Origin of the sequence: Micromonospora sp. NPDC048063, from assembly GCF_043202855.1 — a bacterium.
In the GTDB taxonomy this organism is placed as follows: Bacteria; Actinomycetota; Actinomycetes; order Mycobacteriales; family Micromonosporaceae; genus Micromonospora.
Genome location: NZ_JBIDBG010000002.1, coordinates 757,488 through 770,670, shown reverse-complemented (window position 1 = coordinate 770,670; position 13,183 = coordinate 757,488). Strand labels below are relative to the sequence as shown.

The window sequence follows — 13,183 nt, the reverse complement described above, 5'->3', positions numbered from 1 at the left end:
TCGAGTACCCCGAAGGGCCTTTCCGCTCGACTTGCATGTGTTAAGCACGCCGCCAGCGTTCGTCCTGAGCCAGGATCAAACTCTCCAACAAAAACCTGTTGAAACAGTCATCCCGACAACATGTGTTGCCAAAGGAATCCAAAACCAGCCAAACCAATAGGCCTGACCAGTCCCGGGATATAAATCAATTTGGCACTGGCTTATCAAGCACCCTGTTGAGTTCTCAAAGAACAACCACACACCACTCAGGCGTCCCACGTCGTGGGATCCCGCTTGGGGCAACTCCTCTAACTTACTCGGCTCACTTCCCGTTGTCAACCTCGTGTCCGAGATGATCAACGTTCGGTGTTCCAGATCCACGATGACGCACGCCGTAACGGCGGTCGCTTCCGTCGTGGGAAACCGCAGACCGGCCGATCGCCGCTCTGCGGCTATCCGCCCGGCTCCTGCCGGCTTCAGCACTCTACCCGGTCAGTCTCGCGATCACAACCCCGCCTCGGAGTGTCTTCGCACCGCCCGATCCCCAGTCTCGCTCGGCGTCTCCGCCACGAGCCTGGTGCCCGTTGTCAGCCGGTTTGTCCGGCCTCCCGCGTGCAGAGAGAAAGTTACGCGGACTGCCCCGGGAAGGCAAATCAGCGTCGGTCACTGCCCGGATTCGCCGGCGGAGGGGTCCCGCATTCGTGATGGCGGCACAGGGTCCGCACGGGGCTCCGCCGTGCCAGAGTGTTCGTCATGGACGACCTCACCCGCCCCCGGCCGGCGGTGCTCGCCGAGGACGCGCTGCTCGGGCTGCTGCTGCCGTTCTGGCAGTTGGTCATCGGCGCCTTCGTGCTCTTCGTCCTCGTGGTGTCGGTGGCACGGCTGGCCCGACGGGGGCGGTCCCGGATGACGACGGCCCTCCTCGTCACGGCCGCGGCGATCGCCGGCTTCGCCGTGGTGGGCGTGCTGCTGCAGGGCTGAGGTCCTACAGGCGCCGATTCGCCAGGCTCGGCAACTCGGCACGGATGGTCCGCAGCCGGTCGAGATCGAGGTCGGCGACGGCGACACCCGGGCCGTCGGGCACCTGGGTGAGCACCGTCCCCCACGGATCGACCACCATGCTGCGCCCGAAGCAGGTCCGGCCCGGGTCGTGGTCGCCGGTCTGCCCCGCCGCGGCGACGAAACACTGGTTCTCGATCGCCCGCGCGCGCAGCAGCACCTCCCAGTGGTCCCGCCCGGTGTGCAGCATGAAGGCCGCCGGCACCACCAGCAACTGGGCGCCGCCGTCCGTGGCGAGCTGCCGGTACAGCTCCGGGAAGCGGAGGTCGTAGCAGATCGACAGTCCGACACGGAGCCCCTCGACGTCGACCACCACCGGCTGGTCGCCGGGGGCGACGGTGGCGGACTCCAGGTAGGAGACCCGGCCGGGGATCTCCACGTCGTACAGATGGATCTTGCGGTAGGTGGCCGCGAGCGCTCCGGAGCGGTCGAGGACCAGGGTGGTGTTCCAGGTGCGGGCCGCGTCCGGCCCGCGCTCGTGGATCGACCCGGCGATCACCCAGATGCCCAGCCGGCGCGCGACGCCGGCGAAGAACTGCCCCACCTCGCCGTCCACCGGCTCCGGCTCGGGCAGCCCGGCGGCGGGGCCGAGGTAGTCGACGTACTCCGGCAGGAGGGCGACGTCCGCGCCGGCCGCGGCCGCGCGCTCCAGCAGGGCCTCGGCGGCCGCGAGGTTGGCCTTACGGTCGTCCCGGGCGTTGAGCTGGCAGACGGCGACGCGCATGGGGATCAGCGTACGACCGGACCGGGCCACGGCGCGACAGCCGCAACCGTCGAACACTCCGCCCCGGTCTCGCCTCACCCGCTGCCGCCGCTCACCGCCCCTGGAAACGCCGACCGCGCCCGACCTCGACGGACGGGCGCGGTGGCGGTGGCAGTAATTCAGGCCGACTTCTCCTCGCGGTCCCGCCGGGCGCGGCGGCCGGTGAACTCGCGGGGCACGATCGTCGGGTTCACGTTCTCCAGGACCACCTCGCGGGTGATCAGCACCCGCGCGGCGTCGGGGTTGCTCGGCACCTCGTACATCACGGAGAGCAGGACCTCTTCCATGATCGCGCGTAGGCCGCGGGCGCCGGTGCCGCGCAGCATCGCCTGGTCGGCGATCGCCTCCAGCGCCGGCTCCTCGAACTCCAGCTCGACGCCGTCGAGCTCGAAGAGGCGCTGGTACTGCCGGACGAGGGCGTTGCGTGGCTCGGTCAGGATGCGCACCAGCGCGGTGCGGTCCAGGCTGCGCACGTTGGTGATCACCGGGAGCCGGCCGATGAACTCGGGGATCAGCCCGAACTTCAGCATGTCCTCCGGCATGACCTGGCTGAAGATGTCGTCGGTCGACCGCTCGCTGACCGACCGGAGCCGGGCGCCGAAGCCCGTGCCGCCGTGGCCGGTGCGGGCCTCGATGATCTGGTCGAGCCCGGCGAAGGCACCGCCGCAGATGAACAGCACGTTGGTGGTGTCGATCTGGATGAACTCCTGGTGCGGGTGCTTGCGCCCGCCCTGCGGCGGCACGTTGGCCACCGTGCCTTCCAGCATCTTGAGCAGCGCCTGCTGGACACCCTCGCCGGAGACGTCCCGCGTGATCGACGGATTCTCCGACTTGCGGGCGATCTTGTCGACCTCGTCGATGTAGATGATGCCGGTCTCGGCGCGCTTGATGTCGTAGTCCGCCGCCTGGATCAGCTTGAGGAGGATGTTCTCCACGTCCTCGCCCACGTAGCCGGCCTCGGTGAGCGCGGTGGCGTCGGCGATGGCGAACGGCACGTTCAGCATCCGCGCCAGCGTCTGCGCCAGGTGGGTCTTGCCGCACCCCGTCGGGCCGAGCAGCAGAATGTTGGACTTGGCCAGCTCAACGGCGTCGCTGCCGGAACCCGGCGCGCCGGCCGCATCGGCCTGGATCCGCTTGTAGTGGTTGTAGACCGCGACGGCGAGCGCCTTCTTGGCCTGGTCCTGCCCGACCACGTAGTTGTCGAGGAACTGGCAGATCTCCATCGGCTTGGGAAGCTCTTCCCACTTCACCTCGCCGGACTCGGCCAACTCCTCCTCGATGATCTCGTTGCAGAGATCGATGCACTCGTCGCAGATGTAGACCCCTGGGCCCGCGATGAGCTTCTTGACCTGCTTCTGCGACTTGCCGCAGAAGGAGCATTTCAGTAGGTCGCCGCCGTCACCGATCCGTGCCACCTACGTTCTCCCTGCACTCATCGGCCGGAGACCCGGCCCTGACCTGCGGACGGTACGCCGCCCGCCTCGTTCACCCAGCCGGAGGACCGGCGGAGCGGTACAGACCCGACGTTACCCGCTGGCGGAGTTTTCTCCGACCCCCAAAACGGGTGTGTCAGACGGTCGGCCGGGAGCGGACTCCCGGCCGACCTCGACGTGAAACTGCTCAGCTGGCGGCGTTGGCCGCCAGCAGGCCCTTCTTGCGGCTGGTGAGGATGGTGTCCACCAGCCCGTACTCCCGGGACTCCTCGGCCGTCATGATCTTGTCGCGATCGATGTCCTTGCGGACCTTCTCCATCGGCTGGTTGCAGTGCCGGGAGAGCATCTCCTCGAGCTGGGTCCGCATCCGCAGGATCTCCCGGGCCTGGATCTCGATGTCCGAGCCCTGCCCGTAGCCGCCCTCGGTGGCCGGCTGGTGGATGATGATCCGCGAGTTCGGCAGCGCCATGCGCTTGCCCGGGGTGCCGGCGGCCAGCAGCACGGCCGCGGCGCTCGCGGCCTGCCCGAGGCAGACCGTCTGGATGTCCGGCCGGACGTACTGCATGGTGTCGTAGATCGCCGTCATGGCGGTGAACGAACCACCCGGCGAGTTGATGTACATGATGATGTCGCGGTCCGGGTCGGTGCCCTCGAGCGTCAGCAGCTGCGCCATCACGTCGTTGGCCGACGCGTCGTCGACCTGGACGCCGAGGAAGATGATCCGGTCCTCGAAGAGCTTGTTGTACGGGTTCGACTCCTTGACCCCGTACGACGTGCGCTCGACGAACGACGGCAGGACGTAGCGGTTGTGCACGGCCGCGAACTGCGGCGGCAGGCTCAGGTCGGTCATCGTCAGCTCCTCAGCTCAGGGTCCCGGCGCCTTCCGGAACCTGCGTGGCTCCGGTGATCACCTTGTCGATGAAGCCGTAGTCCGTGGCCTCCTGGGCGGTGAACCAGCGGTCGCGGTCGGAATCCGCCTCGATCTGCGCCTGGCTCTGCCCGGTGTGGAAGGCGACCCGCTCCTGGAACATCCGCTTGGTGTAGAGCATCTGCTCCGCCTGGATGGCGATGTCCGACGCCGTGCCGCCCATGCCGCCGGACGGCTGGTGCATCATGATCCGCGCGTGCGGCAGGGCGTAACGCTTGCCCTTGGTGCCGGCGCAGAGCAGCAGCTGGCCCATCGAGGCCGCCATGCCCATCGCCACGGTCGACACGTCGTTGTCGATGAACTGCATGGTGTCGTAGATCGCCATGCCCGAGTAGACCGAGCCACCGGGCGAGTTGATCCACAGGTTGATGTCGCGGTCCGGGTCCTCCGCGGCGAGCAGCAGGAGCTGCGCGCAGATGCGGTTGGCGACCTGGTCGGTCACCTCGCTGCCCAGGAAGATGATCCGCTCCTTGAGCAACCGGTTGTAGACCGAGTCATCGAGGTTGCCAATGTTGTCGCCACCGCGGGCCTCGATCGCCCGGAGCGGCATCGCTTGCATGTGCATGTCGGTCATGGCAGCCCTTCGCTCTCCGTACCGTCCTACCCGACACTAACCGCTCAGCCGGGTGGCAGAGTCCCGGTCCGGGCAGTGTTCGCTAACAGCGCAGCCCTGGAGACGTACCCCGAAAAAGGGATCGGGCCGCCGCCCACCGCAGGCGGCGGACGGCGGCCTCACCCGACGATCAGTGCTCGTGGTTGTGCTCGGCCTCGCTCTCGGCGCGGAGGGCGTCGAGCGTCACCTCGTTGCCGGCCGAGTCCTTGATCTTGATGCGCTCCATGACCGAGGCCAGGGCCTTGCCGCGCCGCACGTCCCCGAAGACGGTGCCGGCCGCGCCGGAGCGGACCAGCTGGTCGTAGTACTGCTGCGGGGCCATCCCGGCGCGCTGGGCCCGGTGCACGATCTCGTGGCCGAACTCGTCGTCGCTGACCTGGACCTCCTCGGCGTCGGCGAGGGTGTCCAGCAGCAGCTGGATCTTGACGCCCTCGGTCGCCGCCTCGGTCAGCTCGGCGTCGATCTGCTCCTCGGTCTTCTCCTCGGCCGCCAGGTATTCCTCCAGGGAGGCCCCGATGCGCTCGAGCTGGTCGACCATCGCCTGCTTGCGGCTCTCGACCTCCTCGCGGACGACCCCCTCCGGCGCCGGCACCTCGGCGGCGGCGACGAGCTGCTCCAGGGCCTTGTCGCGGGCGGCGTAGATCTGCTCTACCCGCTTGCCCCGGGTGACCCGCTCGCGCAGGTCCCCGCGCAGCTCCTCGATGCTGTCGAACTCGCTCGCCATCTGGGCGAACTCGTCGTCGAGCTCCGGCAGCTCCTTCTCCTTGACCGTGCGGACGGTCACCGCCACCTCGGCGTCGCGGCCGGCGAAGTCGCCGCCGACGAGCTGGGTGGTGAAGGAGGTGCTCTCGCCGGCGGACAGGCCGACGACGGCCTCGTCCAGGCCCGGGAGGAGCTGCTTACTGCCGACCTCGTGGGAGATGTTGCTCGCCTGGCCGCCCGGCACGTCCTCGCCGTCGACGGTCGCGTTCAGGTCGATCTGGACGTAGTCGCCCTCCTGGGCGGCCCGCTCGACGGTCTTCAGGGTGGCGAAGCGCTCGCGCAGGTTCTTCACCTGCTCGTCGATCTCGCTGTCGTCGATCTGCAGCTCGTCGACGGTCACCTCGATGGTGGCCGGGTCCGGCAGGGTGATCTCCGGGCGGACGTCGACCTCGGCGGTGAAGTTCAACGAGTCACCGTCGTTGAACTCGGTGATCTCGACCTCGGGGCGGCCGAGCGTCTTCAGGTCGTGCTCGCGGACGGCGGCGAGGATGTTCTGCGGGATGGCCTCCTGGACCGCCTCGTTGAGGACGGTGCCCCGGCCGACCCGCTGGTCGATCACGGCCGCCGGAACCTTGCCCTTGCGGAAGCCGGGAACCTGGACCTGCTGCCCGATCTCCCGGTACGCCTTCTTGAGGCTCGGCTCGAGCTCGACGAACGGCACCTCGATGGCGAGCCGCACGCGCGTCGGGCTCAGAGTCTCGACGGTGCTCTTCACAGGCGTACTCCTTGACGGATCTCGGTTTTAGTCTGGGCGTGATAAGCCCATCGAGTGTAGGCGAGCCGGCCGGGCGCACCGGCAGCGGCCGGGGACCGCGCGGAGGGCGACCCCGGCGACCGGCCGCGGACGACAGTCGGGGTGGCGGGATTTGAACCCACGGCCCCTCGCTCCCAAAGCGAGTGCGCTACCAAGCTGCGCCACACCCCGTGGCGACGAGCAGTCTATGCGGTCGCGGCCCGCGCGACGTGCCGGGGCGTCACCCAACGCGCCGAACGGGGACCAACCGGACACCGCGTGCGCCGGCCACCCCTGCACCGGGCGACGGCACGCGCCGCGCCGGGATACGGCTGAGCGGACGGGGTGGGCCATTGGGTACGCTGTCGGCGCGTCCCGCAACGTCGGGGCGCACGCGGGCGTAGCTCAATGGCAGAGCTTCAGTCTTCCAAACTGACGGTGCGGGTTCGATTCCCGTCGCCCGCTCTGCACCTTCCGGCCCAGGTCAGCGGCGTTGCCGCCGAGCCTGGGCCGTTCTCGTCCCAGCCCCCTTTTCGGAATCGCCAGCACGTCCCGGCGGGGAAAGCGATAGAAAGCAGCCATGTCCAGCGAGCCGGAGCCGGGCCTGGCGCCCGAGCACCTGCGGCCCGGCTATGCCGGTGATCCCATCATGGTGACGGTCGACGGGCAGGACTTCCGGGTTCGCGTACGCGTCGGGGAGCCCGGCACGTACGACTTCGACTGGCTCAGTGGGCCGCACGACTACGGCTTTGGCCTTTCCCGGTCTGACGGCTCCGCGATGAGCCGGCCCCAGATGGAGGAGGCCATCCGCGACTTCCTCGCCCAGATCGATCCCGCTACCGGCTACCTGGCGGAATGACGGCAACCGGCGTGGTCATGGGCGGCAGCGCCGGCCTGTAGCCACGCGACGGCCGGCCGCGCCGGGGGCCTCGGGGCGAGATCGGCGCCGGTGCGGCTGCTGCGTACCATGCGGGGCCGGGCATCCCCTCGTCCCGCGGAGGTATCGGCAGATGGCAGGCCAGCACGAGGGGTACGCCCTCGGCGTCGACCTCGGCACGTCGCACACCGTCGCCGTGCTGCGCCGGCCGGACGGGCACACCCGCCCGCTGCTGGTGGACGGCCAGCCGATCATCCCCTCCGGCGTGTACGCCGACGCGGACGGGCTGCTGCACGCCGGCCGGGACGCCCAGCGGCTGGCCCGCACCGATCCGGGCCGGTACGAGCCCAACCCGAAGCGGCGCATCGACGAGCCGGCGGTGTCGCTGGGCGACCGCCGGTATCCGCCGGCCGAACTGCTGGCCGCGACGCTGCACGCGGTGGCCCGGGCGGCCGTCGAGGCGGTCGGCCTCCTGCCCCCGGCGGTGCTCACCTGCCCGGCGACCTGGGACGCGGCCCGGCGGCAGGTGCTCGCCGACGCCCTGGCCGTGGCCGGGTGGCCGTCGGCGGCCGAGCACACGCTTTCCGGCCCCACCCCACCGGGCACCCGGCTGCTGCGGGAGCCGGTCGCCGCCGCCCGCTACTACACCCAGGTGCTGCGCCGGCCGGTGCCGGTGGGCGGGGCGATCGCCGTCTTCGACTTCGGCGCCGGCACCCTGGACGTCGCCGTGCTCCGCAACGAGGGCGCCGACCCGTGGGGCGACTCGGGGTTCAGCGTGGTCGCCGCGGGCGGCGCCGACGACCTCGGCGGCCTGGACGTCGACGCGGCGCTGCTGGGCCGGCTCGGCGAGCTGGTCGCGGGCGACCACCCGGCGCAGTGGCAGCGGCTGGTCCACCCGCAGTCGGCGACGCAGCGGCGGGAGCAGCACGAACTCTGGGAGAACGCCCGGGGCGCGAAGGAGATGCTGTCCCGCGCGACGGCCGCGCCGGTGGCCGTGCCGGGGGTGGAGGCGGTCGTCACCCTCACCCGCGCCGACCTGGAGCGGGTGGCCGCGCCGCTGCTGGGCCGGGCGGTGACGGTGGCCCGGGAGGTGATCGGCGCGGCCGGCCTGGACCCGCAGCAGCTCGCCGGCCTGTTCCTGGTCGGCGGCGCCACCCGGATGCCGATGGTGGCCCGGCTCCTGCACGCCGAGCTGGGTATCGCCCCGACCGTGCTGGAGCAGCCGGAGCTGCCGGTCGCCGAGGGGGCGCTCACCGACCTGCCCCTGCCCCGACGCCCCCGCGGCGCCGCCGCCTTCGCCGCGCCCGCGCAGGCCGGATCCGCCGCGCCGCCGCAGCCAGGACCAGCGCCGGCGCAGCAGCCAGGACCGGTCGCGCAGGCCGGACCGACCGCACCGCCGCAGGACGCAGCCGCCGCGCCGGCGTCGGCCGGGCCTACGGGCCCGGCGCAGGCCGGGTCCGGCATACCGGCGCAGCAGGCCGCCGGGCCGGCGTTGCCCCAGCCCGCCGGGCCCGTGGGCCCCACGCCGACCGTTGTCGCCGGGCCGGAGGGCGTCACGCCGGCGATCCCCGCCGGACTGGCGCCCACCCTGGTCGCGGGTGCGTCGGCCACGCCGACCGTGCCCGCCGCGCCGGCCCCGACCACGCCGTACGGACCGCCGGGAGCCGCCCCGCCCGGGAGCCCGGTGCCGGGCGCGCCGCCGGCCGCCGGACACGGCCAGCACGGCGGTCACGACGGACACGGCCGGCACGGTGGCCGTGGCGGTCAGCCGTCGGGCGTGCCCGGGCCGCCTCAGGCGGGCGGATGGGCGCCCGGCGTACCCCCGGCGAGCCTGTCCGCCGGGTCGGGCGCGTCGCCGGCGGCGTGGCCGGGCGTACCCGTCTCCGGCACGCCGGTGTCGCCGCCGCCCGGCGCCGGCCCGGCCGCGCCCGCGTTCCCCCGCCGCCGGGCGCTGTGGATCGCGGCCGGGGCCGTCGTCGCCCTCGCCGGCGTGGTGACCGCGGCGGTGCTCTACCTGACCCGGGACCGCTACCCCGCCCTGGAGTTCCGGGCCGCCGTGGCCGTGGTGGAGCAGGTGGCCGCCGGGGACGACCGGCCGGAGGCGATGTTCACCGCGGTGCTCGGCGGTCGGGCGTACCTCGCACACCCGCTCGACGACGGGCGGCTGGAGGTCGTGGCGGTCGACGCCGACACCGGCGGGGTCGAGTGGCGGAGGCAGACCGAGGCGTCCGCCGAGCGGTGGGAGCGGGTCGTCGCGCTGCCCGGCGCGGTGGTGGCCTTCGCCGACGCCATCGGCGACGACACCCCCCGGGACCTGGTGCTGCTCGACGGCGCCTCCGGCGACCAGCGGTGGCGCCGGCCGATCCTGGGCGACGACGAGGTCGTCTTCGGCGAGGGCGTCGCGGTGCTGGTCGACCGGACCGAGAAGCGGCTGGTCGGGCTGCGCCTGAGCGACGGCGGGGAGGCGTGGGCGCAGCCCAGCCCGCAGGATGAGTACGGCGGGGCCGGCACCAGCGTCCACCCGGTCACCACGGACGAGGCGCTGGGCGGCCCGGCCTTCGTCGACGGCTCGCCGCGCGACCCCTGGCGCGGCGAGGTCCGCCGGCTCGTGCAGGTGGGCGCGGACCGTTCCGTCCGGGTGGTCGACATGGGCAGCGGCCGCATCGTCCACAGCCATGCCGGCGTGGCCGACCAGGACGACCTGGTGGTGGCGCACGAGGACCGCCTCTACGTCGCCCGCGACGAGGCCCGCTACCAGTTGCTGGCGTACGACCTGACGACCGACGCCCAGCCGAAGGTGCTGTACACGGCCACGGACGACCGCAAGCGGCCGGAGGCGCTGGTGCCCTGCGGCAAGCACCGGGCCTGCCTGCTGGAGACCACGGGCGGCGAGGACGAGAGCACCGAGGTGGTGGCGGCGACCGAGGAGAAGGCGGCCCACTGGCCGGCGCCGGAGGCGACCCGGCTGGTGCCGCTCGGCGAGCACCTGCTGGTCCAGCGGACCTCCTCGGAATCGGTCAGCACCCTGTTCGACCCGGACGGTCGCGCGGTGCTGCGGGACCGGAAGGGGGTGGCGGTCCGGCTCGACGGGGGCAACCTGCTCGTCTTCGCCGATCCGCCCAGCTCGGTCGAGGACGACCGCAGCGTCGCCGGGGTGGCGGCCGGCTCGGGCGAGGTGACCGAGATGGGCCAACTGGAGGACGTACGCAGCGAGACGTGCTCGTGGAACACCAGCGTGATCGCCTGCGGCGCCAAGGAGGACTTCGTGCTCTACCGGTTCGCCGACCGCTAGCCGAATCCCGACAGCCATTCAGATCGATCTATATAACCGATAACCTCCTCTCAACGGCCAGGCCGCCCCGCGTCCGGCCACGAGCCGGCGCGGGGCCGACAGGAGGAGGACCGGCATGACACTTCCCCGTACCCGGCGGTGGCGGGCCCGCGCGGTGGGCGTACTCGCCCTCGCCGCCGCGCTCGTCGCCACCGTGGGCACCCCCGCCACCGCGGCCTCCGGCGGCGAGATCCGGCACGCCGACGACGCGAACGCCGTGACCGACGGCTACGTCGTGGTGCTCCGGGACGACAGCGTCGGCCGGCACGGCGACGACCGGCAGGTTGCGGTCAGGAACGTCGCGGACCGGCTGGCCGACCGCTACGGCGCCGCCCTCGGCCACGTCTACGGCCACGCGCTCACCGGCTTCGCGGTGCGCCTGCCGGAGCGCGCGGCCCGTCGGCTCGCCGCCGACCCGGCCGTGGCGTACGTGGAGCGGGACCGGGTGGTCACCCTCGTCGGGCCGGGGGTCCAGCTCAACCCGCCGTCCTGGGGCCTGGACCGGATCGACCAGCGCGGCCTCCCGCTCGACGGCCGGTACGCCTACCCGAACACCGCGCACAACGTGCACGCGTACGTCATCGACACGGGGCTGCGGCGCACCCACACCGACTTCGGCGGGCGGGCCGGCGTGGGGGTGGACCTCGTCGACGGTGGCCCGGCGGACGACTGCAACGGCCACGGCACCCACCTGGCCGGCACCGTCGGCGGCACGCGGCACGGGGTGGCGAAGGAGATCCAGCTGCGCCCGGTGCGGGTGCTGAACTGCGCCGGCAGCGGCACCTTCTCCCAGGTCATCGCCGGGGTGGACTGGGTCACCGCGAACGCGGTCCGGCCGGCGGTGGCGCTGCTGGCGCTCGGCGGCGGGGCCAGTACGGCCCTCGACTCGGCCGTGAACCGGTCGATCTCGTCCGGCGTCACCTACGTCGTCACGGCCGGCAGCTCGAACGCCAACGCCTGCAACTACTCTCCCGCCCGGGTGCCGGCGGCGCTCACCGTGGCCGGCACCACCATTACCGACGGCCGGATGCCGAGCGGCAACTACGGCAGTTGCCTCGACCTGTACGCCCCCGGCGCCAACATCACCTCCACCTGGCACGCCACCGACACGGCGGTGGCCACCCTCAGCGGCGGGTCGATGGCCGCCGCACACGTCGCCGGGTGCGCCGCGCTCGCCCTCTCGGCCAATCCCACCTGGACTCCCGCCCAGGTGGCGGCCTACCTGACCGGCAGGGCGACCACCGGGGTCGTCAGCGGCGTGGTCGCCGGCACGCCGAACCGCCTGCTCTACTGCGGCGCCTGACCCGGGAACGCCGGGGCCACCGACGCTGAGCGGGCACCGGGCATCCCGGCGCCCGCCCGCGCGACCCGTCGATCCGGCGGGCCGCGCGGGCGGATCGTCCGCCCCGAACGGTCGACACAGGCGGTCGGGCCGGGGTCGATGCGGTGCGGCACGAGGACGGTCGCACCTCCGGCACGGCGGCGGGCCGCCCGCCGGACACCGGGTACGCCTCGCCGGCGGCGCGGTGACGGCCGCACGCAACATCGATGCTTGTCGCTGGAGGCGTCTGCGGCTACCGTCGAATCCAGTGACGATCGACTATATGGTCATCGGCGCGGGCATCGCGGGCGCCAGCGCCGGACACCACCTCGCCGCGTACGGCAGCGTGCTGCTGGCCGAGATGGAACGCGTCCCCGGCCAGCACTCCACCGGCCGCTCGGCCGCCCTGTTCTCCGAGTACTACGGCGGGCCGGTGGTGCGCGGGCTGACCCGGGCCAGCCGGGGCTTTCTCGCCGCCCCGCCGCCGGGATTCGCCGACCATCCGCTGCTCACCCCGCGCGGCGTGCTCAGCCTCTGCCCGCCGGGTGCCGAGGACGAGTTCGACGCGACGCTGCGCGACGGGGCCGACGTGGACCCGCCGGCCCGCGAGATCGACCCGGCCGAGGTGACCGCGTACTGCCCGGTGGTGCGGCCGGGGTGGTGCCGGCGGGCGATGGTGAAGCCGGCCGCCCGAGACCTCGACGTCGCCGCGCTGCACCAGGGATACCTGCGCGGCATCCGCGCGGCCGGCGGCCGGGTAATGTGCGGCGCCCGGGTCCGCCGGCTGCGGCGGGCGGACGGGGCGTGGCGGGTCGCCACCGACGCCGGCGAGTTCACGGCGCGGGTCGTCGTCAACGCGGCCGGCGCCTGGGCCGACGAGGTCGCCGCGGCGGCCGGCGTACGACCGGTGGGGCTGACCCCGCTGCGGCGCACCGCCTTCCTCGTGGACGCGCCGGCCGGCGTCCCGGCGACGGACTGGCCGATGGTCAACGACGTGGCCGGCACCTTCTACTTCAAGCCGGAGTCGGGACGCCTGCTGGTCTCCCCGTCCGACGCCACCCCGGCGCCGCCCGGGGACGCCCGCCCCGACGACCTCGACGTGGCGATCGGCGCCGAGCGGGTGCAGGAGGCGACCACGCTGAGCTTCCGCCGGGTCCACCGGGCCTGGGCCGGTCTGCGGACCGCCGCCCCGGACGACGTGCCGGTGATCGGCCCGGCGCCCGACGCGCCGGACTTCCTCTGGCTGGCGGGGCTGAGCGGCTACGGCGTCCAGACGGCGCCCGCGGCGGGCGCGCTGCTCGCCGCGCTGGCGGTCGATGCCCCGCCACCCGTCGACCCCGCCCCCTACTCACCCGCGCGTCCCCTCCTGGTCAGGTGAAAGGAA

At 72.8% G+C, this 13,183-nt stretch carries 10 protein-coding genes, 2 tRNA genes and 1 rRNA gene; 6 read left to right on the top strand and 7 right to left on the bottom strand.

What is annotated here, in order from left to right; genetic code table 11:
- Positions 1-91, bottom strand: a 16S ribosomal RNA gene (locus ACGFZ2_RS08425); the annotation flags it as partial.
- 641 nt (positions 92-732) lie between these two features.
- On the opposite strand from ACGFZ2_RS08425, the gene ACGFZ2_RS08420 reads away from it, so the two are divergent.
- Positions 733-960, top strand: coding sequence for a hypothetical protein (locus ACGFZ2_RS08420; protein ID WP_350708377.1), 228 nt, complete (start codon positions 733-735; stop codon positions 958-960).
- 4 nt (positions 961-964) lie between these two features.
- On the opposite strand, the gene ACGFZ2_RS08415 is transcribed toward ACGFZ2_RS08420, so the two are convergent.
- The 6 genes from ACGFZ2_RS08415 to ACGFZ2_RS08390 all read right to left on the bottom strand — a co-directional run bounded on the left by ACGFZ2_RS08415 (position 965) and on the right by ACGFZ2_RS08390 (position 6,462).
- Positions 965-1,762: a carbon-nitrogen hydrolase family protein gene (locus tag ACGFZ2_RS08415; protein WP_393271226.1), complete on the bottom strand. Its 798-nt coding sequence runs from the start codon at positions 1,760-1,762 to the stop codon at positions 965-967.
- A gap of 158 nt (positions 1,763-1,920) precedes the next feature.
- Positions 1,921-3,216, bottom strand: coding sequence for an ATP-dependent Clp protease ATP-binding subunit ClpX (clpX, locus tag ACGFZ2_RS08410; protein WP_350708380.1), 1,296 nt, complete (start codon positions 3,214-3,216; stop codon positions 1,921-1,923).
- A gap of 205 nt (positions 3,217-3,421) precedes the next feature.
- The gene (locus tag ACGFZ2_RS08405) at positions 3,422-4,084 is read right to left on the bottom strand and encodes an ATP-dependent Clp protease proteolytic subunit (RefSeq protein ID WP_357462851.1); all 663 of its coding nucleotides are present in this window, start codon (positions 4,082-4,084) and stop codon (positions 3,422-3,424) included.
- A gap of 10 nt (positions 4,085-4,094) precedes the next feature.
- Positions 4,095-4,736: an ATP-dependent Clp protease proteolytic subunit gene (locus tag ACGFZ2_RS08400; RefSeq protein WP_350685012.1), complete on the bottom strand. Its 642-nt coding sequence runs from the start codon at positions 4,734-4,736 to the stop codon at positions 4,095-4,097.
- A gap of 169 nt (positions 4,737-4,905) precedes the next feature.
- On the bottom strand, positions 4,906-6,252 hold the full coding sequence (tig, locus tag ACGFZ2_RS08395; RefSeq protein ID WP_393451418.1) for a trigger factor: 1,347 nt from the start codon (positions 6,250-6,252) through the stop codon (positions 4,906-4,908).
- Between the two features lie 136 nt (positions 6,253-6,388).
- A tRNA-Pro gene (locus ACGFZ2_RS08390) sits at positions 6,389-6,462 on the bottom strand.
- Between the two features lie 202 nt (positions 6,463-6,664).
- Here ACGFZ2_RS08390 and ACGFZ2_RS08385 point away from each other — a divergent pair.
- The 5 genes from ACGFZ2_RS08385 (at position 6,665) to ACGFZ2_RS08365 (ending at position 13,177) form a co-directional block, all read left to right on the top strand.
- Positions 6,665-6,735 (top strand) — tRNA-Gly (locus tag ACGFZ2_RS08385).
- A gap of 115 nt (positions 6,736-6,850) precedes the next feature.
- Positions 6,851-7,129 carry a hypothetical protein gene (locus tag ACGFZ2_RS08380; protein WP_393451415.1) on the top strand — a complete coding sequence of 93 codons (279 nt, stop codon included), beginning with the start codon at positions 6,851-6,853 and terminating at the stop codon, positions 7,127-7,129.
- Between the two features lie 151 nt (positions 7,130-7,280).
- A complete protein-coding gene (locus tag ACGFZ2_RS08375; RefSeq protein WP_393451412.1) occupies positions 7,281-10,439 on the top strand; it encodes an Hsp70 family protein in 3,159 nt (1,052 codons plus the stop codon).
- Between the two features lie 115 nt (positions 10,440-10,554).
- Positions 10,555-11,781 (top strand): S8 family peptidase, encoded by a 1,227-nt coding sequence (locus ACGFZ2_RS08370; RefSeq protein ID WP_393451409.1) that lies wholly within the window; start codon positions 10,555-10,557, stop codon positions 11,779-11,781.
- Positions 11,782-12,067: 286 nt separating this feature from the next.
- Positions 12,068-13,177 (top strand): NAD(P)/FAD-dependent oxidoreductase, encoded by a 1,110-nt coding sequence (locus ACGFZ2_RS08365; RefSeq protein ID WP_393260686.1) that lies wholly within the window; start codon positions 12,068-12,070, stop codon positions 13,175-13,177.
- Positions 13,178-13,183: the final 6 nt, after the last annotated feature.